This is a genomic window from Amycolatopsis sp. NPDC043889 (assembly GCF_056435645.1).
This window is the reverse complement of record NZ_JBWKEC010000001.1, coordinates 475,394-494,828: the sequence shown is the minus strand read 5'-3', so window position 1 is coordinate 494,828 and position 19,435 is coordinate 475,394. Positions and strand designations below refer to the sequence as shown.

The following is a 19,435-nucleotide window of genomic DNA, read 5'->3' as shown; positions in this document are numbered from 1 at the left end:
TCTTTCAGTTCTGGACGGCGACTACCTGGTACTCGTCTTCGTAGACGACCCGGCCCGGATTCGCCGACCGGACGGTCTCGCACGGGATCTCGTGCGCCTCGAGAATCGCCAGGTAGCCGTCGACCCGCTCGATGAAGACACGAGCGGTCGCCTTGAACCACGCTGCGGCTCCGGGATTGACCTCCGCGTCGTAGACGCTCGGATCGGCGTGCGCCGGGTTGATGAAGTTCGCGTCGTACCAGTCGTTGTTCGCCCTGCGGAAGGCTTCCTGCTCGACGGTCAGGCGTCCGGCCCGGGCGAGCCCGTTCACGAGACCGAAGACGCCGGTGAAGTTTCCACGCTCATCGCGGACCGGGCTCTGGAAGCGGACGAAGGGGAGACCGGTCACCGCCGAGGCCAGCCGCGGATCCAGGCCAGCAGCTCTTCGTCGCGCAGAGAGCCGATCACGACATCGGCGGGGAAGTCCTGCTGCTTCAAGGTGGGAACCCCGATGACGGTCATCCCGGCCGCTCGCGCCGACCGGAGACCGGTCGGCGAGTCCTCGAACGCCAACGCGTCGACGGGATCGACGTCGAGCAGTGCGCAGGCGGTCCGGTACATCTCCGGATCGGGCTTCGGCGCGGCCACCTCGTCGGCGGCCAGTTTCACGGGAAACATCTCCGAAAGCCCGCCGCGAACGAGCGCGGCTTCGAGGAGCGCCCGGGGCGAGTTGCTCGCGACGGCGACCGGGACGGCGGCGGCGGTCAACTCGACCAACTCGCGCGCGCCGGGCATCGCCTCCGCTTTCGCGGTGACGACTTCGGTCACCAACCTCAGCAACTCGTCCGCGATCTCGGCGCCGCCCTCGGGTTCGCCGAACGCCTCCGCCATCGCGTCGGCGGCGGCCGGGAGCGACTTGCCGATCACCAACGCCTTCTCGTCCGGACCGAAGGGCAGACCTCGCCGAGCGAACAGCTCGGTCTCGGCGACCGACCAACACGGCTCGGTGTCCATGAGTAGTCCGTCGCAGTCGAAGACCACCGCGCGGGGATTTCGACCGCCGACGAGCCCTTTCATACTTGCCCCCAGTTCAAGTACGCAGCGTGATTTCTCTGTCGACACCCAGCTATCGTCACCGTGACAAAACGACCTGGGGTAATCCCTAATCGGTTTCGCGTGTCTGATTTGCCTGATTTTGATCCATCAGCGCCACGATGCGTTCAAGATCGTCAACGGACCCGAATTCGAGCGTGATCCGACCTTTTCGGCGACCCAAGTCGACCTTCACGCGAGTGTCGAACCGGTCCGAGAGCCGGTTCGCCAGCTCCTGAAGACCGGGAGCCTGGATCGGCTTGCGCGGAGCGGGCTTCGGCTTGGCCGGCTTTTCGCTCTTCTTGAGCGTGACGGCTTCTTCGGTCGCGCGGACCGACATGCCTTCCGCGACGATCCGCGCGGCCAGCTCTTCCTGACTGTCGGCGTCTTCGAGGGAGAGCAGCGCCCGCGCGTGACCCGCCGAAAGCACCCCGGCCGCGACCCGCCGCTGGACCGCGAGGGGGAGTTTGAGCAAGCGGATCGTGTTGGTGATGACCGGCCGGCTGCGCCCGATCCGGCCCGCCAGCTCCTCGTGCGTGACCGCGAACTCGTCGAGCAGCTGCTGATACGCCGCCGCCTCTTCGAGCGGGTTGAGCTGAACGCGGTGGATGTTCTCGAGCAGCGCGTCGCGCAGCATCGCCTCGTCGGCGGTCTGGCGGACGATCGCCGGGATCGCCTCCAGCTCCGCCAGCTGGGAGGCACGCAGGCGCCGCTCGCCCATGACGAGTTCGTACTCGTCGGAGCCGAGCTCCCGGACCACGATGGGCTGCATGAGCCCGAACTCGCGGATCGAGTGCTCCAGCTCGTTGAGCGCGTCCTCGTCGAAGACCTGCCGCGGCTGCTTCGGGTTCGGCTTGATCTGGCTGACCGGCACCTCGCGGTAGACCGCGCCGGCGACCGTTCCGCCGTGTGAACCGGCCGCACCGTTGGCCGCGAACCAGCCCTTGTCATCCGGCCCGACGGGCTTGCTCGCGGGCGCGGACGGGGCAGGGGAGCCGTTCTCGGCCGGGGCCGCCGAACCCGGCGGCGGGCCGGTGGGGATCAGGGCGGCGAGCCCGCGCCCGAGCCCCCCTCTGCGCTCGCTCATGCCGTACCGCTCCTTTCCTTCATCTCCACCCCACGTTGCGCGATCTCCTTGGCCGCGTCCACGTAGCTCATCGCACCCCGGGAACCCGGGTCGTACGCGAGGACCGTCTGCCCGTATCCGGGGGCTTCGGAGACCTTCACGCTGCGCGGGATCACCGTCTTGAGAACAGTGTCCCCGAAGTGGTTCCGGACCTCGTTCGTCACCTGATCGGCCAGCTTCGTCCGGCCGTCGTACATGGTGAGCAGGATCGTGGAGACGCTGAGTTCGCGGTTCAGGTGCGCCTGGACGAGCTCGATGTTGCTCAGCAGCTGACCCAGACCTTCGAGCGCGTAGTACTCGCACTGGATCGGGATCAGCACCTCCTGCGCGGCGACCATCGCGTTGACGGTCAACAGGCCGAGCGACGGCGGGCAGTCGATGAAGACGTAGTCGACGCCGATCTCGTCGAGGATCTCGGACGACAGCGCCTCCTTGAGCCGCATCTCGCGGGACGCCATGGAGACGAGTTCGATCTCGGCGCCGGCGAGGTCGATGGTCGCGGGCACGCAGTAGAGGTTGGGCGACTGCTCGCTCTGGGCCGCCGCCTCGGCGAGCGACACCTCGCCGATCAGTACCTCGTAGATCGACGGCGTGCCGGATCGGTGGTCGATATCGAGCGCGGTGCTCGCGTTGCCCTGGGGGTCGAGGTCGATCACGAGCGTCTTGAGCCCGTGCACGGCAAGGGCGGCGGCGAGGTTCACCGTGCTCGTCGTCTTGCCGACGCCGCCCTTCTGGTTGGCGACCGTCAGCACCCGCCGGCGGTTCGGCCGGGGGAGCGCACCCTCCTTGGGGTGCAGCACACTGGCGGCGCGGACGGCTTCTTCGGCGATGGGCGTCCAGCCGAGTTCCTGGCCGACGCTCGCAGGGTCGGACGGCGGGGGAGTCACCGGTCTCGAGCCTCCTCTGTAGTGGACGTGAGAGTCGTTCTGCGTTGTTTCACGTGGAACCGGTCTAGCTGCGCCTGCCGCGCGATCGAGACAGTTTGGGGGGCAGACGGTGAATCACGACGACCGTGCTCGGAACCTCGAGCACCTTGGCGCCGCACTCGAAGACTTCCGGTTCGCCGCCGCCGGCCTTCCGGACGGCGGCGCGATCGCGTTCGATTTCCTCTCCAGCGCTCGCTCCTTTGAGGGCGACCAGAGCACCTTGGGAACGCACGAGCGGGAGGCACCAGTTCGCGAGCCGGGCCAACGGAGCGACCGCCCGGGCGGTGACGACATCCGCGCCACCGAGCTCCTCACGTACCTGCCGCTCCTCCGCGCGCCCGCGGACAACGGTGATGGGGAGTTCCAGCTTCTCGGCAACCTCGGCCAGCCAGTCGACGCGGCGGGCCATCGGTTCGAGCAGAACGATATCGAGGTCCGGTCGGCTGATCGCGAGCGGTACACCCGGAAGGCCCGCGCCTGAGCCGACATCGACCACGCGGGCGCCGTCCGGGATCCGTTCGCCGATCACGGCGGAGTTGAGGACGTGGCGCTCCCACAGCCGGTCGACCTCCCTGGGGCCGATCAGCCCGCGCTCGACGCCGTGCCGCTCCAGGAGTTCGACGTAGCCGACGGCTTGCTCGGCGCGGTCTCCGAATACTTCCGACGCCGCGCTCCGTACCGATGCGGCGACCCCGTCCAAGCCCACTCTCGCTCCTCAACCCTCGACGCCGTTTCACGTGAAACGCGCTCCACTGATTGTCCATGACGCTGACCGCAAAGCGGGGAGACAGTCCGAAGTTGTGGACAACTCCACTCGCCCTCGCCCGTTTCACGTGAAACGCCACGCGTGTAATTCATCCGGACAACAAAGAAGCGGCCCGCCGGATGACCGGCGGGCCGCTTCGTTCGAGAAAACCGTCAGGCGGGGAAGATGACGACCCGGCGCTTCGGGTCCTCTCCTTCGCTCTCGCTCTTGACCCCGTCGACGGCGGCGACCGCGTCGTGCACGACCTTCCGCTCGAACGGGCTCATCGGCTGCAGCCGGACACGCTCGCCGGAGGAGACCACCGTCTCGGCGGTCGAGCGGCCGAGCTCGCGGAGCTCCTCGCGGCGGTCCGCTCGCCAGCCCGCGATGTCCAGCATCAGCCGGCTCCGCGAACCAGTCTCCTGCTGCACCGCCAGTCGAGTCAGCTCCTGCAGCGCCTCAAGGACGGTGCCGCGGGGGCCGACGAGCTTCTCCAGGTCTTCGCCGCCGTCGATGCTGACGATCGCGCGGCCCGCTTCGACATCGAGGTCGATGTCGCCGTCATAGTCCAAAAGGTCGAGCAGCCGCTCGAGGTAGTCACCGGCGATGTCGCCCTCCTTCACGAGGACGTCGTCGTCGACACCTCCCTTGCGAGCGGTCTCTTCAGCGGCGGCCTCAACGTCGGCTGCGCTGTTCTCCTCGGCGTCGATCGTGTCGATCGTCTCCGCCATTACTGGTCTCCTCTCCGGCCCGGATCGGCGTCAGCGACGCTTCCGGCCCGATTTCTTAGTCGAGTCCGAGATGAGACCGGGCACGTCCGCACCGTTCTCCTTCGAGCCGTTCGTCGACGACTCGGCCGTTCCGTCTTTGGCGTCCTTCTTCTCCGCGGTGGAGGATTCGGTCTGGGCGAAGCCGTGCGGCGAGCCCGCCTTCTTGACCTGACCGCCGGAGGACTGCTTGTTCCTCTTCTGCTGGACCGGCTTCTGACCGGGGCGCGGCGCAGTCGGCTTCTGGCCCGGCTTCGGGCCGAGGTTCGCGCGCTTCTCCTTCTCGGCCGCCTTGCGGGCCTCTTCTTCCTTGTCGATCTTCGTGTAGACGAGGCGCTGCTGCATCAGGGTCCAGCCGTTGTTGGCGAGCCAGTAGATGAGCAGACCGATCGGGAACAGCGCACCGAAGACGAGGACACCGATCGGGAAGACGTACATCGTGAGCTTGTTCATCATCGCGGTCTGCGGGGTGGCCGACTCGGGGTTCTGGCGCTGGACCGAGTGCCGCGCGGTGAGGTGCGTCGCGATACTCGCGACGATCATCAGCGGGATCGCGACCGGAGCGACGCCCCAGTGGAACCCGGGAGCCGCGTTCCCTCCGCTGACCATGTCGACGCCGGTGTAGATGGCGTCGCCGAGGTTGACGCCGAACAGCTTCGCGTGAACGTAGGACTCGACACCGGCCTGGTCGAAGAAGTAGTTCTCGGTCTTCGGGCCGCCATACGGGTTGATGGTGAACATCCGCAGGACGTGGTTAAGGCCGATGAAGACCGGGATCTGGAGCAGCATCGGAAGGCAGCTGCCCAGCGGGTTGACGCCGTGCTCCTTCTGGAGCTTCTGCATCTCCATCGCCTGGCGCTGCCGGTCGTTGGAGTACTTCTTCTGGATCTTCTTCATTTCCGGCGCGAAGTCCTGCATCTTCTTCATCGACCGGACCTGGTTCACGAACGGCTTGAACATGATGCCGCGGACGGTGACCGTCAGGAAGACGATCGCGAGGACCCAGGAGATCGCGTTCGCCTCACCGAACACGAGCCCGAAGACCTTGTGCCAACACCACAAGATGAAGGACACGGGGTAGTAGATGAAGTCGAGCACTGAGCTACTCCTCGATCGGTGTTTCAGGTCGGCGGTGGCGCCACGAGAACGTCTCGGGTACCGGGTCGCGGCCGGGCATGGTCCACGGGCCACAGCGCAGCAGACGCCGGGCCGCGAGATAACTACCGCGGCCGGCGCCGTGCCGGGTCAGTGCCTCGACGGCGTACGCGCTACAGCTCGGGTAGAACCGGCACGCCGGAGGAAAGAAGGGGGAGATCGCCTTGCGGTACAGCTTGATGGGCAGGAGCAGCACCCATGCCACCGGGCCGGGGCGGGCGTCTTCGGTGGTCTCGTTCTCGGTGGCTCGCATGCCGTTACACCGCTGATCCGTTGTCGGGGGCTCGCGTCTGGCGGGACTTCCCGGTGACGGCAGAATGCGCCGAGTGCCCGGACAGCCCGAGGCGTCGCAACGACGCGTCGAGGTCCGAGCCGAGTTCCGCGCTGGACGCGTCCGCGGCCGGTGGTAGTGCCCGTATCACCAACGAGCTCCCCGGCGGCAGTGTTCCGAGCCTGGCGGAAATGAGATGCCTCAACCTGCGGGTGACCCGGTGACGGACCACCGAATTGCCGACGGCCTTGCTCACCACAAAACCCGCCCGTGCCGCTTCGGCGGCATCGGGCGGGTCCGTGGTCAACGCATGGACGACGAGGCGGCGCCTGCCTGCCTTGGCCCCACGCCGCATCACGGCACGGAAATCCTCACTGCGCCGCAACCTCGCGGCGGCCGGCAGCACGACGTCCCTCGACGGCGACCGGATCAGGCGGACAGCGCGCCGCGGCCCTTGCGACGGCGAGCCGCCAGGATGGCCCGGCCGGCGCGGGTCCGCATCCGAAGCCGGAACCCGTGGACCCGGGCGCGTCGGCGGTTGTTCGGCTGGAAGGTGCGCTTACCCTTGCTCACGGCTAACTTCTCCTGTTTCTCGGCCGCCGGGAACGGTTCGACCCGTTCCTGGCGTGTCGTGCTGACGCACGGCAGTCTCTGGTGTCTCCTACCAACGTGTGGCCTCGTCACGTCGAGCGACGACAACGTGGGCACGCGAAACGCCCCCGCTGTATACGGGAGACCTTACGAGGGTACGCACCCGCCCCCCGAGCCCGGCAGGCACCCCCTCGACCACGCACCGCGACGGTACGTGGAGAGTGATCACCGACGACGCGAGGGCATCGAATGGCAACACGCCGTACACCGTGAAATGCTTGCGCGCGAGGATGCCTTGTGGCAACGAGCGGGGCTTGTTAGCGTGCCCCTCCCGGGTTTTCGCCGAGGTGGAACGGTGCAGGCGCCCGGGTGTCCTTGGGGATGTGGAGGCGTCCCGTCGGCATACGTCGAGCCCGCAGGTGACGTCACCGCGGGCCGCCGTACATTAGTGCACAGCTGTGGACAACTATGTGGATATTTGCTGTGCGCATGAGTCGATCGGGCCAGGATGACGCTCGACCCGGCGTTTCGGGCCGCTGAGTGATCTCGCCGCAGCGCACCGATGAGGGGAGGGGAGTCAGGCAGGTGTCCGATCACCAGCACAATCTTGGCGTCATCTGGGAACAGGTCGTGCGCGAGCTGTCGGATGGCACCCTCTCCCCGCAGCAGCGCGCCTGGATGCGGGTGACCCGGCCGATCGGCCTGCTCGACGGCACCGCGCTTCTCGCCGCCCCCAGCGACTTCGCCAAGGAAGCGATCGAGCGCGCTCTCCGCGGCGCCATCACCGAAGCCCTTTCGCGCCGGCTCGGCCGCGCGGTCTCGCTCGCGGTGAAGGTCGACAGCACCGAGCCCTCGATGCCTCCGCCTCCGCCCTCGCCCGGCCCCCGCTACGAACCGACGTCACCCAGCCGGGTGGAAAACGGTTCCGGACCGGTGCCGGGTACTCCTCCGCTGCCCGAAGGCGACGGCATGCTGTCCCCGACCAGGCCCCGGCCCGAGCCTCCGAAGCCGAGGCCGCCGAGGCAGCAGCCGGTGGACAACAGCCTCAACGATGGCGATGACAGCGATGAAGAAGTCGACGAAGAGGGCGAGGCCCTCGCCGCCGTGACCGAGATCTGGCCGACGTTCTCCGGCCAGCCGATCGCGGGTCAGCCCTACACCGCGCCGGCGCAGCCGCAGACGTCGAAGACGAAGCTCAACGAGAAGTACACGTTCGACACGTTCGTCATCGGCGCGTCGAACCGCTTCGCGCACGCGGCCGCGGTCGCCGTCGCCGAAGCACCGGCGCGCGCGTACAACCCGTTGTTCATCTGGGGAGAGTCCGGACTCGGGAAGACCCACCTGCTGCACGCGGTCGGGCACTACGCCCAGCGGCTGTTCCCCGGCATGCGCGTGCGGTACGTGTCGACCGAAGAGTTCACCAACGACTTCATCAACTCGCTGCGCGACGACCGCAAGGTCGCCTTCCAGCGCCGCTACCGCGACATCGACATCCTGCTCGTCGACGACATCCAGTTCCTGGAAGGCAAAGAAGGTACGCAGGAAGAGTTCTTCCACACCTTCAACACCCTCCACAACGCGAACAAGCAGATCGTCGTCTCTTCCGACCGCCCGCCGAAGCGCCTCGAAACGCTGGAAGACCGGCTGCGCACACGGTTCGAGTGGGGCCTCATCACCGACATCCAGCCGCCGGAACTCGAAACGCGGATCGCGATCCTTCGCAAGAAGGCCGCCCAGGACCGGCTCGCGGTTCCCGGCGAGGTCCTGGAGTTCATCGCTTCGCGCGTCGAGGCGAACATCCGGGAACTCGAAGGCGCGCTCATCCGCGTCACCGCCTTCGCATCGCTGAACCAGCAGCCCGTCGACGTGGCGCTCGCCGAAATCGTGCTCCGGGACCTCATCCCGGATTCGCACGCACCGGAGATCACCGCGCCGACCATCATGGGCGTCACGTCCGAGTTCTTCGACGTGACGCTCGACGACCTCTGCGGCCCCGGCAAGACGAAGGCGCTCGCGACCGCACGCCAGATCGCGATGTACCTCTGCCGCGAACTGACCGACATGTCGCTGCCGAAGATCGGGCAGACCTTCGGCGGCCGCGACCACACGACCGTCATGCACGCGGACAAGAAGATCCGCAAGGAGATGGCCGAACGACGGCGCATCTACGACCAGGTGCAGGAACTGACCTCACGGATCAAGCAGCGCGCACGGCAGTAGTTTTTAGTCGAGCGCTGACGTAAACGTGCCGAAGGGGCGTCGTTCCGCTTCCCACTCAGGTGGGGCGGAGAGGCGCCCCTTCATCACGTTTACGTGGGCCTTCGGCCCGAAAGAGGGCGCTCGACGGTGAAGTCTCCGTCGGGCGCGGGGCGCCCTTGGGGAGACCCTGGGGTCACCAGGCATCAGTTCCTTGGCGCACAAGGGTTTCGGGGCTCTCACCGTCCGGGTGGGAGCCCTTCTTCGTGTCCAAAGTGGTCCGGTGGCCGTGTAGGGGCGCGAAGGGTGGGTATGTGGGGAGAAGCGGCGAAGGGCGCGAAGTGGGCGAAGCAGCTTAAGGGTGCTTCGGGATTTTCCTTGTGTACAAAGGAATCCACATGCTGTGGGTAGCTTGTGCACAACTCTGGTGGGCCTGAGAGCTGCGGCGACCAGGATTCCGTCCACATCGCACTCACAGGCAATCCACAGCATTTCCACACCAAGATCCACACGCTGTCCCCAGGTTGCCCACATCTTGTGCACAAGGGTGACGCAGGCTGCACGGATCACTCTCCCGAGCGATTCCGGTCACGAACGCCGCCCACAACCCTGGGTACAAACCGCCCCACAACTGGGGATAACCATGGGGACAACTGTGGATGACTGTGGACAGATCGAGCGCCGCCCGAATCCATCCACCGACGGCCCGAGCTGTCCACCGTCCGTACACACCCGGAGTCCACAGCCTGGGAGGCGCCCCGACCTGCGCGAACGAGCCTTGTCCACACAATCCACAACGCCTATTACTACTGCTGTCTTTTCTTCTTCTCTAGAAGAGAACAAAACAAAAACAGGCGAAGGACGAATCTGGGGACAGCCGATGAGCCGTGTCGTCTTGTCGACAAAAGCAAGGGGAGGCCGAGGTGACGCGGACCCCGGGGACGGCCTAACGTGGGTCCCTGCACCTGGTCTGCGTGTCGACGTGCGTTCGCGTCCTCGCTCGGACCGAACAACACCTGCGAGGCACCTGGCCATCGCGCTCTCCGGCCGAGGTGACCCGTTGAGCTTTCGAGCCGTCAGGGGCTCGGCTGTCGAAAGGAAGCGCGCATGAAGATCCGCGTCGAGCGTGACGGGCTGGCCGACGCCGTCGCGTGGGTGGCGAGAAGCCTCCCGTCGCGGCCTCCGGTCCCGGTGCTGGGCGGCGTCCTGCTCGATGCGGGATCCGACGGGACGAGTGACGCCCTCACCGTCTCCGGATTCGACTACGAGGTCTCCGCCACGGTCGGCGTCCCGGCCACCATCGCCGACGGCGGCCGTCTGCTGGTCTCCGGCCGCTTGCTGGCCGACATCACGAAGTCGCTGCCCGCGCAGCCGGTCGAGATCTCCGTCGACGGCGCCCGCGCGACCATCACCTGCGGCTCCGCGCGCTTCTCCCTGCCGACCATGCCGGTCGAGGACTACCCGCAGCTTCCGTCTCAGCCCGCCTTCGCCGGTGAACTCACCGGTGACGCGTTCGGCCAGGCCGTCACCCAGGTCGTCGTCGCGGCGGGCAAGGACGACACCCTCCCGATGCTGACCGGCATGCGGCTGGAGATCTCCGGCTCCTCGCTGACCCTGGTCGCCACCGACCGCTTCCGCCTCGCGATGCGCGAGTTCACCTGGGAGCCGGCCGAGGGCTTGTCCGACGCCGCGGTGCTCGTCCCGGCCCGCACGCTCGCCGAGGCCGCGAAGACGCTCGGTGCCAGCGGAGCCAAGATCCGGCTCGCGCTCGCCAGCGGCGAAGGTCTCCTCGGTCTCTCCGGCTCCGGCCGCTACACCACGACCCGCCTCCTCGACGCGGAGTTCCCGCCGTACCGGCAGCTGTTGCCGGCGCAGCACACGTCGCGCGCGGTCATCGAGGTCTCCGCGCTCGCCGAGTCCATCAAGCGTGTTTCGCTCGTCGCCGAGCGTGGCACCCAGGTGCGGCTGGAGTTCAACGACGGTTCGCTGCGGCTTTCCGCCGGCGGCGACGACGAGGGTTCGGCCGAAGAAGAGCTTCAGGTCGACTACGAGGGCGAGCCGGTGACCATCGCGTTCAACCCGGGTTACCTCGTCGACGGGCTCGGTGCGCTGAACGCGAACCGGGCGGAACTGACGTTCACCACCCCGAACCGGCCGGCGCTGATCAAGCCCGCCGACGAGGAGGGCAACGTCGTCCCCGGCTACCTGTACCTCCTGATGCCGGTTCGCCTCCCGGGCTGACCGGCAGCCACTTCTGTTCGCACCAAAGGGGATCTTCATGGCTCAGCTGGGACTCATCGGCCTCGGCAAAATGGGGTTCAACATGCGTGAGCGGCTGCGCGCGGCCGGTCACGAGGTGGTCGGCTACGACCGCAACCCCGACGTCACCGACTCCACCTCACTCGAGGACATGGTGTCCAAACTGGACGGTCCCCGGATCGTCTGGATCATGGTGCCCGCCGGTGAACCCACCCGGCAGACCGTCGCGGAGCTCGGCAACCTGCTGTCCGAGGGCGACCTCGTGATCGACGGTGGCAACTCGAAGTACACCGACGACAGGATCAACGCGGACCTGCTCGCCGCGAAGAAGATCGGCTACCTCGACTGCGGGGTTTCCGGTGGCGTGTGGGGCAAGGACAACGGCTACGGCCTGATGGTCGGCGGCGCGGCTTCGGATGTCGAGAAGGCCATGCCGATCTTCGACGCGCTTCGCCCCGAAGGCCCGCGTGACGAGGGCTTCTCGCACGCCGGCGCCGTCGGCTCCGGTCACTACGCGAAGATGATCCACAACGGCATCGAGTACGGCATGATGCAGGCCTTCGCCGAAGGCTTCGAGCTGCTCGAAGCCGCGAAGGTCGTCGAGAACGTGCCCGCGGTGATCAAGGGCTGGCAGCGGGGGACCGTCGTCCGCTCGTGGCTGCTCGACCTGCTCGTTCGCGCGCTCGACGAGGACCCGGAGCTGGACGACCTCGAGGGCTACGTCGAGGATTCCGGCGAAGGCCGGTGGACGCTGGAAGAGGCGATCAACAACGCGGTCCCGGCGCCGGTCATCTCGGCCGCGCTGTTCGCGCGGTTCGCTTCGCGCCAGGAGGACTCCGCCGCCATGCGGGCCGTCGCCGCGCTGCGCAACCAGTTCGGCGGGCACTCGGTCAAGAAGGCCGGCGACTAGGCAAGCAGGTTGTATTTAAGACATCTGCAGGTCACCGACTTCCGGTCCTGGCCACAAGCCGATCTCGCGCTCGAACCCGGCCCGACCGTCCTCGTCGGACAGAACGGCCGCGGCAAGACGAACCTCCTCGAGGCGATCGGCTACATCGCGACCCTGGGCTCGCACCGCGTCGCGACCGACGCGCCGTTGGTGCGGCACGGGTGCGAACGCGCGCTGATCAGGGTCGCGGTGGTCAACGAGGACCGCGAGCTGACGGTCGAGCTGGAGATCACGCCCGGCAAGGCGAACCGTGCGCGGGTCAACCGCGGCGCGGTCGGCAAGCCCCGTGACGTGCTCGGGATCCTCCGCACGGTGCTGTTCTCCCCGGAGGACCTGGCGCTCGTGCGCGGGGATCCCGGGGAGCGCCGCCGCTTCATGGACGAGCTCCTCGTGCTGCGCGCGCCCCGGTACGCAGGGGTCCGCGCCGACTACGAGAAGGTGCTGAAGCAGCGGAACGCCCTGCTCAAGACGGCGGGTAAACGGCGTACGGGACGCGAAGACCCGTACGCGTTGTCGACGCTCGACGTCTGGGACGACCACTTGTCGGTGGCGGGGGCCGCGTTGCTGGCGGCCCGGCTCAACCTGATCGCGGACCTCGCGCCGTACGCGGCCGCCGCGTACATGGGGGTCGCGCCCGACTCGAGACCGGCGAAGATCGCGTACAAGTCAAGCCTGGGCGAAGCGATGCCAGAGGGCTACGGCACTCCCGACGGCCCTCGCGCCGACCAAGCGGTCCTCAAGGAAGTACTGGTCGAGGCGCTGAAACGGTCCCGGAATCTGGAGCTGGAGCGCGGGGTGAGCATGGTCGGCCCGCACCGGGACGAGCTCGATCTCATCCTCGGCGAAGCGCCGGCGAAGGGCTACGCGAGCCATGGGGAGTCCTGGTCGTTCGCCCTCGCGTTGCGTCTGGGAAGCTACGAGCTCCTGCGTGGCGAGGCCGGGGAACCGGTGCTTCTGCTGGATGATGTGTTCGCCGAGCTGGACCGGCGTCGCCGGGCCCGGCTGGCGGAGGTGGCGGCAGGCGCCGAGCAGGTGCTGGTGACCGCCGCCGTGGACGAGGACGTGCCCGCCGAACTGGCCGGACATCGATTCCTCGTGGCGGATGGTGAGGTCAACCGAGGGTGATCCCGCGAAGCGGACACCCCGGGTGATCGGCGCCGCAGCAGTTGCCCACCGATCTGGGGACAAACCTGTGGACAGTGTGGATAACACCGTGAACGCGTTATCGCCCCGCGTGACCAAGGGGCCTGATAAGCGGCTTGACACCCCCCGCCCGGGCGGTAACCCGGGTGAGGGAGCTTTGTTCGACACGCAGCGTGAACCGACCGCGGTATCGAACGGCGCAACCGATACTGAAGGCAAGGAACCGGCTACCGGTCGTGACCTCGCGCGCGCCGCTCTGGACGCCGCGAAGGCCAAAGCCAAGGCCCGCGGCGTTGAACCGGGCGTGCGCCGCGGCCGTATCACCGGAGGGGGAGCGGGTTCGGCGGGCCAAAGCCCGCGACGTCGTCGCTGGTCAGGGCCGGGTGCCGACGCCCGCGACCCGCAACCGCTCGGCAGGCTCGCCTCCCGGATCGCGGTCGACCGCGGCTGGAACACGCGGCTGGCCAACGGTCAGGTCTTCGGCAGCTGGGCACGGCTTGTGGGCGAAGAGGTCGCCGAACACGCCCAGCCGGTGGCGCTGAAGGACGGCGAGCTGACCGTCCGCGCGAGCTCGACAGCGTGGGCGACGCAGCTTCGCCTGCTCCAGGGGCAGCTGCTGGCGAAGATCGCGAAGGGCGTCGGGCACGGCGTGGTGAAGAAGATGCGGATCCAAGGGCCGACGGCGCCGAGCTGGCGGAAAGGGCCGCGGCACGTGCCGGGACGCGGCCCGCGTGACACGTACGGCTGATCCGAGTTGCGCTTCGCCGGGACTGTGCCACCAGCGCCCCGAGAACGCGCCCAGAGCGCTTCGCGAACGTCAAGACTCTTCTTTGAACGAATTAGCGCGCCTGTGAGCAAATCAGGGGTGTCCTTGCCGCATGTCTGCGAACGCGGCCAAGTACACTGGGGATGAGCGAGCGTCCGCTCGGGCGAGACGAGGAGAATCAACGCCTGTGACCGAGAACAAGAGCGAGTACAACGCGTCGTCGATCACGGTGCTCGAAGGCCTCGAAGCCGTCCGCAAGCGTCCCGGTATGTACATCGGTTCCACCGGTGAACGCGGCCTCCACCACCTCGTCCAGGAGGTGGTCGACAACTCCGTCGACGAGGCGATGGCCGGTTACGCGACCAAGGTCGAGGTTACCCTGCTGGCCGACGGCGGGGTGCGCGTCGTCGACGACGGCCGCGGCATCCCGGTCGACATCCACCCCAAGGAGCAGAAGCCGACCCTGGAGGTCGTGCTCACCGTGCTCCACGCGGGCGGCAAGTTCGACAGTGACTCCTACGCGGTCTCCGGTGGTCTGCACGGCGTCGGCGTCTCCGTGGTGAACGCGCTCTCGACCAAGCTGATCGCCGAAGTCAAACGCGGCGGGCACAGCTGGCGTCAGGTGTACACCGACCAGATCCCCGGTGAGCTGGAGGATCTCGGCCCCGCCGAGGACACCGGCACCACGATCACCTTCTGGGCCGACGGCGACATCTTCGAAACCACGACGTACAACTTCGAGACGATCTCCCGGCGTCTTCAGGAGATGGCCTTCCTCAACAAGGGCCTGACCCTTTCGCTGCGCGACGAGCGCGTCGCCGACGAAGAGACCGAAGCGGACGCTTCCGGCCAGGCGGCGCGGGTCAAGGAGAAGACCTACTGCTACCCGGGCGGTCTCGAAGACTTCGTCAAGCACATCAACGGCAGCAAGGACCCGATCCACGCGTCCGTGATCTCTTTCGAGGCCAAGGGCACCGGCCTCGAGGTCGAGGTCGCCATGCAGTGGAACAACGGCTTCACGCCGTCGGTGTACACCTTCGCCAACACGATCAACACGCACGAGGGCGGCACGCACGAAGAGGGCTTCCGCGCCGCGCTCACCCGCGTCGTCAACGCGTACGCGCGCGAGAAGAAGCTGCTCAAGGAGAAGGACGCCAACCTCTCCGGTGACGACGTGCGCGAGGGGCTCGCCGCGATCGTCTCGATCAAGCTCTCCGAGCCGCAGTTCGAAGGCCAGACCAAGACCAAGCTGGGCAACAGCGAGGCCAAGACGTTCGTGCAGCAGACCTCGAACGAATGGCTGGCCGACTGGTTCGAGCGCAACCCCACCGAGGCGAAGACGATCATCAACAAGTCGATCTCCTCGGCGCAGGCGCGGATGGCCGCCCGCAAGGCGCGTGACCTGGTCCGCCGCAAGGGCGCGCTGGAGATCGGCGGCCTGCCCGGCAAGCTCAAGGACTGCCGCTCGACCAACCCGTCGGAATGCGAGCTCTACATCGTCGAGGGTGACTCGGCGGGCGGTTCGGCCAAGGAAGGCCGCGACTCGATGTACCAGGCGATCCTGCCGATCCGAGGCAAGATCATCAACGTCGAGAAGGCCCGGATCGACCGCGTCCTCAAGAACACCGAGGTCCAGTCGCTGATCACCGCGCTCGGCACCGGTATTCACGAAGAGTTCGACATCGAGAAGCTGCGCTACCACAAGATCGTGCTGATGGCCGACGCCGACGTGGACGGCCAGCACATCACCACGCTGCTGCTCACCTTCCTGTTCCGGTTCATGCCCCCGCTGATCGAGCACGGGCACGTGTTCCTCTCGCGCCCGCCGCTGTACAAGATCAAGTGGCCGCGGCAGGAGCCGGAGTACGCCTACTCCGACCGGGAACGCGACGCCGTCATCCAGGCGGGTGTCGAGGCCGGCCGGAAGCTGCCGAAGGACGACGCGATCCAGCGCTACAAGGGTCTCGGCGAGATGAACGCCGAAGAGCTGTGGGAGACCACGATGGACCCGGCGAACCGGCTGCTCGGCCAGGTCACCCTGGACGACGCCGCGCAGGCCGACGACCTGTTCTCCGTCCTGATGGGCGAGGACGTCGAAGCGCGCCGTTCCTTCATCACGCGTAACGCCAAGGACGTGCGGTTCCTCGACGTCTAGCGACGTCCCGCTCTTTTGTCCCCTTAGGACTGCTCCCACGAGAAGGACCTCATGACGGAAACCTTGCCGCCGGCTCCGGACCACGACCGGATCGAACCGGTCGACATCCAGCAGGAGATGCAGCGCTCCTACATCGACTACGCGATGAGCGTCATCGTGTCGCGGGCGCTGCCGGACGTGCGGGACGGCCTCAAGCCGGTGCACCGCCGCGTGCTGTACTCGATGTTCGACTCCGGCTTCCGCCCCGACCGCGGGTACAACAAGTGCTCCCGCGTCGTCGGCGACGTGATGGGCAATTACCACCCGCACGGTGACTCCGCGATCTACGACGCGCTGGTGCGGCTCGCGCAGCCGTGGTCGTTGCGGTACCCGCTGATCGACGGTCAGGGCAACTTCGGTTCGTCGGGCAACGACCCCGCCGCCGCCATGCGGTACACCGAGTCCCGGCTGGCGCATCTCGCGATGCACATGCTGCAGGACATCGAAGAAGAGACCGTCGACTTCTCCGACAACTACGACGGCCGCACCCAGGAGCCCGACGTCCTGCCGTCGCGGTTCCCGAACCTCCTGGTCAACGGTGGTTCCGGGATCGCGGTCGGCATGGCGACGAACATCCCGCCGCACAACCTGCGCGAGGTCGCCGACGGCGTCAAATGGGCGCTGGAGAACTTCGAGGCCAGCGACGACGAGCTGCTCGCCGCGCTGCTGGTCCGGATCAAGGGCCCGGACTTCCCGACCAAGGCGATGATCCTCGGCAACTCCGGGATCGAGGACGCGTACCGCACCGGCCGCGGCTCCGTGCGCATGCGCGCGGTCGTCGAGGTCGAAGAGGACGCCAAGGGCCGCACGATCCTGGTCGTGTCCGAGCTGCCGTACCAGGTCAACCCGGACAACCTGGTCGAGAACATCGCGAACCTGGTCCGCGACGGCAAGCTCACCGGCATCTCCGACATCGCCGACGAGTCCAACAGCCGCAGCGGGATGCGGATCGTCGTCACGATCAAACGTGACGCGGTCGCGAAGGTCGTGCTGAACAACCTGTTCAAGCACACCCAGCTGCAGCAGAACTTCGGTGTCAACATGCTGGCCCTGGTCGACGGCGTGCCCCGCACGCTGCGTCTCGACCAGATGATCCGGCACTACGTGAAGCACCAGATCGACGTCATCGTCCGCCGGACCCGTTTCCGGTTGCGCAAGGCCGAGGAACGCGCCCACATCCTGCGCGGTCTGGTCAAGGCGCTGGACATGCTCGACGAGGTCATCGCCCTCATCCGGCGCTCGCCCTCGGCCGAAGAGGCCCGGCCCGCCCTGATGAGCCTGCTGGACGTCGACGAGATCCAGGCGACCGCGATCCTCGACATGCAGCTCCGCCGTCTCGCGGCACTGGAGCGGCAGCGGATCATCGACACCCTCGCCGAGATCGAACTCGAGATCGCCGACCTCAAGGACATCCTCGAGAAGCCCGAGCGGCAGCGCGCGATCATCGCCGAGGAACTGCAGGAGATCGTCGACAAGTACGGCGACGACCGGCGCACCAAGATCATCCCGTTCGACGGCGAGGTCTCGGTCGAAGACCTCATCGCGGTCGAGGACGTCGTCGTCACGATCACCCGCACGGGTTACGCCAAGCGGACGAAAACCGATCTGTACCGCTCGCAGAAACGCGGTGGCAAGGGCGTCCAGGGCGCGACCCTCAAACAGGACGACATCGTCCAGCACTTCTTCGTCTGCTCGACGCACGACTGGATCCTGTTCTTCACGAACAAGGGCCGCGTGTACCGGGCCAAGGCCTACGACCTGCCCGAAGCCAACCGCAACGCGCGCGGCCAGCACGTCGCGAACCTGCTCGCGTTCCAGCCCGATGAGCAGATCGCCCAGGTCATCGAGATCCCGAACTACGAGGTCGCCCCGTACCTCGTGCTCGCGACCCGCCGCGGCCTGGTGAAGAAGACCAAGCTCACCGACTTCGACTCCAACCGCGCCGGCGGCCTCATCGCCGTCAACCTGCGCGAAGGCGACGAACTGGTCGGCGCGGTCCTCGCGGCCGCCGAGGACGACCTGCTCCTCGTGTCCGCGGAAGGCCAGTCGATCCGCTTCCACGCCACCGACGAAGCCCTGCGCCCCATGGGCCGCGCGACGTCCGGTGTGCTGGGCATGCGGTTCAACGACGGCGACGAACTGCTCGGCATCAACGTCGTCCAGCCGGACCGGTTCCTCCTCGTCGCCACCGCCGGCGGCTACGCCAAGCGCACGCCGACCGACGACTACCCGGTGCAGGGTCGCGGCGGCAAGGGCGTGCTCACCATTCAGTACGACCAGAAACGTGGCAGGCTGGTGGGCGCGGTCATCGTCGACGCCGAAGACGAGCTGTACGCGATCACCTCCAGCGGCGGGGTGATCCGGACTTCGGCCGGACAGGTGCGCAAGGCAGGCAGGCAGACGAAGGGAGTGCGGCTGATGAATCTCGACGAAGGAACAACTCTTCTCGCGGTCGCACGCAACGCGGACGAGCCCTCAGACGTCGCCACTGCAGGTAGTGCTGAAGGAGAAGAAACCCCGGCGTCGGAGCAGGAGTAGACGACGCCCACGTACTGGGTAAGGACTGACACCTCGTGACACCATCCGAGAAGCCCGAAGCAGGCGGCGCGCAGGCGGGTTCGTCGAGCCCGCCCTGGCAGCGCGACAGCGGCGCCGGGGAGCCCGAAGGCTCCAGCGAGCAGACGGTCTCGGTGTCTTCGGTCGCCACCGAAGACGTGGCCCACTCGGACCCGAAGCGGGACGCGACGACCGTGACCGACTATCACGGTGTCAGCGGCACTGCCGCGAAGAGGCTTTTCGGCGACAGCGGAGAGGGCGACCCCGCCCCCTCCGCCATCCCGTCGGCCTCCCGCACCCGTGCCGCGCCCACCGCTCTCCGCCGCCCCGGCCGCGGACCGCGTCGCGCCAGCCTGCAGATCAAACGCTTCGACCCCTGGTCGGTGCTGAAACTGTCCCTCGTCCTCGGCGTCGCGCTGTTCTTCGTGTGGCTCGTCGCCGTCGGCGTCCTGTACACCGTCCTCGACGGCATGGGCGTCTGGGACAAACTCAACGGAACCTACTCGTCGCTCGTCGGCGGCGAAGGGGCCGACGCGCCGGCCGACCCGTTGATCAGCGCCGGCCGTGTCTTCGGGATCGCGGCCATCCTCGGCGCCATCAACATCGTGCTGATCTCGGCGCTGGCCACCGTCAGCGCCTTCATCTACAACGTCTCCGCCGACCTTGCCGGAGGCCTGGAAGTGACCCTTTCCGAACGAGAGTGACCCGGTTGCAGGGCGC

18 protein-coding genes are annotated in these 19,435 nt (G+C 67.4%); 8 read left to right on the top strand and 10 right to left on the bottom strand.

What is annotated here, in order from left to right; all coding sequences use genetic code 11:
• Positions 1–4 precede the first annotated feature (4 nt).
• From AC0685_RS02565 to rpmH, 10 genes are all read right to left on the bottom strand, one after another.
• Positions 5–388: a hypothetical protein gene (locus tag AC0685_RS02565; RefSeq protein ID WP_478223921.1), complete on the bottom strand. Its 384-nt coding sequence runs from the start codon at positions 386–388 to the stop codon at positions 5–7.
• Positions 385–1,056, bottom strand: coding sequence for an HAD family hydrolase (locus AC0685_RS02560; protein WP_478223920.1), 672 nt, complete (start codon positions 1,054–1,056; stop codon positions 385–387). Before AC0685_RS02560 ends, AC0685_RS02565 begins: the two co-directional genes overlap by 4 nt.
• A gap of 85 nt (positions 1,057–1,141) precedes the next feature.
• Positions 1,142–2,158, bottom strand: a complete 1,017-nt coding sequence (locus tag AC0685_RS02555; protein WP_478223919.1) for a ParB/RepB/Spo0J family partition protein — start codon at positions 2,156–2,158, stop codon at positions 1,142–1,144.
• On the bottom strand, positions 2,155–3,084 hold the full coding sequence (locus tag AC0685_RS02550; RefSeq protein WP_125679348.1) for a ParA family protein: 930 nt from the start codon (positions 3,082–3,084) through the stop codon (positions 2,155–2,157). The genes AC0685_RS02555 and AC0685_RS02550 overlap by 4 nt, the downstream gene beginning before the upstream one ends.
• Before the next feature lie 64 nt (positions 3,085–3,148).
• Positions 3,149–3,829, bottom strand: coding sequence for a 16S rRNA (guanine(527)-N(7))-methyltransferase RsmG (rsmG, locus tag AC0685_RS02545; RefSeq protein ID WP_478223918.1), 681 nt, complete (start codon positions 3,827–3,829; stop codon positions 3,149–3,151).
• A gap of 212 nt (positions 3,830–4,041) precedes the next feature.
• A complete protein-coding gene (locus tag AC0685_RS02540; RefSeq protein ID WP_125679346.1) occupies positions 4,042–4,599 on the bottom strand; it encodes a Jag family protein in 558 nt (185 codons plus the stop codon).
• Between the two features lie 30 nt (positions 4,600–4,629).
• Positions 4,630–5,733, bottom strand: a complete 1,104-nt coding sequence (gene yidC, locus AC0685_RS02535) for a membrane protein insertase YidC (protein ID WP_478223917.1) — start codon at positions 5,731–5,733, stop codon at positions 4,630–4,632.
• 4 nt (positions 5,734–5,737) lie between these two features.
• Positions 5,738–6,043 carry a membrane protein insertion efficiency factor YidD gene (gene yidD / locus AC0685_RS02530; protein WP_340686101.1) on the bottom strand — a complete coding sequence of 102 codons (306 nt, stop codon included), beginning with the start codon at positions 6,041–6,043 and terminating at the stop codon, positions 5,738–5,740.
• Positions 6,044–6,047: 4 nt separating this feature from the next.
• Positions 6,048–6,467 (bottom strand): ribonuclease P protein component, encoded by a 420-nt coding sequence (gene rnpA / locus AC0685_RS02525; RefSeq protein ID WP_478223916.1) that lies wholly within the window; start codon positions 6,465–6,467, stop codon positions 6,048–6,050.
• 23 nt (positions 6,468–6,490) lie between these two features.
• On the bottom strand, positions 6,491–6,634 hold the full coding sequence (gene rpmH / locus AC0685_RS02520; protein ID WP_005154511.1) for a 50S ribosomal protein L34: 144 nt from the start codon (positions 6,632–6,634) through the stop codon (positions 6,491–6,493).
• 603 nt (positions 6,635–7,237) lie between these two features.
• Between rpmH and dnaA the strand changes: the two genes are divergently transcribed.
• The 8 genes from dnaA (at position 7,238) to AC0685_RS02480 (ending at position 19,419) form a co-directional block, all read left to right on the top strand.
• Positions 7,238–8,872, top strand: a complete 1,635-nt coding sequence (dnaA, locus tag AC0685_RS02515; RefSeq protein ID WP_125679342.1) for a chromosomal replication initiator protein DnaA — start codon at positions 7,238–7,240, stop codon at positions 8,870–8,872.
• A 1,083-nt stretch (positions 8,873–9,955) separates the two neighbouring features.
• Positions 9,956–11,089 (top strand): DNA polymerase III subunit beta, encoded by a 1,134-nt coding sequence (dnaN, locus tag AC0685_RS02510; RefSeq protein ID WP_020632653.1) that lies wholly within the window; start codon positions 9,956–9,958, stop codon positions 11,087–11,089.
• Between the two features lie 37 nt (positions 11,090–11,126).
• Positions 11,127–12,017: a phosphogluconate dehydrogenase (NAD(+)-dependent, decarboxylating) gene (gene gnd / locus AC0685_RS02505; protein WP_016330461.1), complete on the top strand. Its 891-nt coding sequence runs from the start codon at positions 11,127–11,129 to the stop codon at positions 12,015–12,017.
• 9 nt (positions 12,018–12,026) lie between these two features.
• Positions 12,027–13,181, top strand: a complete 1,155-nt coding sequence (gene recF, locus AC0685_RS02500) for a DNA replication/repair protein RecF (RefSeq protein ID WP_478223915.1) — start codon at positions 12,027–12,029, stop codon at positions 13,179–13,181.
• 274 nt (positions 13,182–13,455) lie between these two features.
• A complete protein-coding gene (locus AC0685_RS02495; RefSeq protein ID WP_340688516.1) occupies positions 13,456–13,947 on the top strand; it encodes a DciA family protein in 492 nt (163 codons plus the stop codon).
• Positions 13,948–14,152: 205 nt separating this feature from the next.
• Complete coding sequence (gyrB, locus tag AC0685_RS02490; RefSeq protein WP_478223914.1) at positions 14,153–16,120, top strand: DNA topoisomerase (ATP-hydrolyzing) subunit B; 1,968 nt, start codon at positions 14,153–14,155, stop codon at positions 16,118–16,120.
• Positions 16,121–16,171: 51 nt separating this feature from the next.
• Positions 16,172–18,697: a DNA gyrase subunit A gene (gene gyrA / locus AC0685_RS02485; RefSeq protein WP_478223913.1), complete on the top strand. Its 2,526-nt coding sequence runs from the start codon at positions 16,172–16,174 to the stop codon at positions 18,695–18,697.
• 35 nt (positions 18,698–18,732) lie between these two features.
• A complete protein-coding gene (locus tag AC0685_RS02480) occupies positions 18,733–19,419 on the top strand; it encodes a DUF3566 domain-containing protein (RefSeq protein ID WP_125679336.1) in 687 nt (228 codons plus the stop codon).
• The last annotated feature ends 16 nt before the right edge of the window (positions 19,420–19,435 follow it).

Bases quoted from the DNA above. Each gene is read 5' to 3' on its own strand.
- dnaN (WP_020632653.1), top strand. From the start codon at position 9,956: ATGAAGATCCGCGTCGAGCGTGACGGGCTGGCCGACGCCGTCGCGTGG.
- AC0685_RS02560 (WP_478223920.1), bottom strand. From the start codon at position 1,056: ATGAAAGGGCTCGTCGGCGGTCGAAATCCCCGCGCGGTGGTCTTCGAC.
- yidD (WP_340686101.1), bottom strand. From the start codon at position 6,043: ATGCGAGCCACCGAGAACGAGACCACCGAAGACGCCCGCCCCGGCCCG.
- gnd (WP_016330461.1), top strand. From the start codon at position 11,127: ATGGCTCAGCTGGGACTCATCGGCCTCGGCAAAATGGGGTTCAACATG.
- AC0685_RS02540 (WP_125679346.1), bottom strand. From the start codon at position 4,599: ATGGCGGAGACGATCGACACGATCGACGCCGAGGAGAACAGCGCAGCC.
- gyrA (WP_478223913.1), top strand. From the start codon at position 16,172: ATGACGGAAACCTTGCCGCCGGCTCCGGACCACGACCGGATCGAACCG.
- AC0685_RS02555 (WP_478223919.1), bottom strand. From the start codon at position 2,158: ATGAGCGAGCGCAGAGGGGGGCTCGGGCGCGGGCTCGCCGCCCTGATC.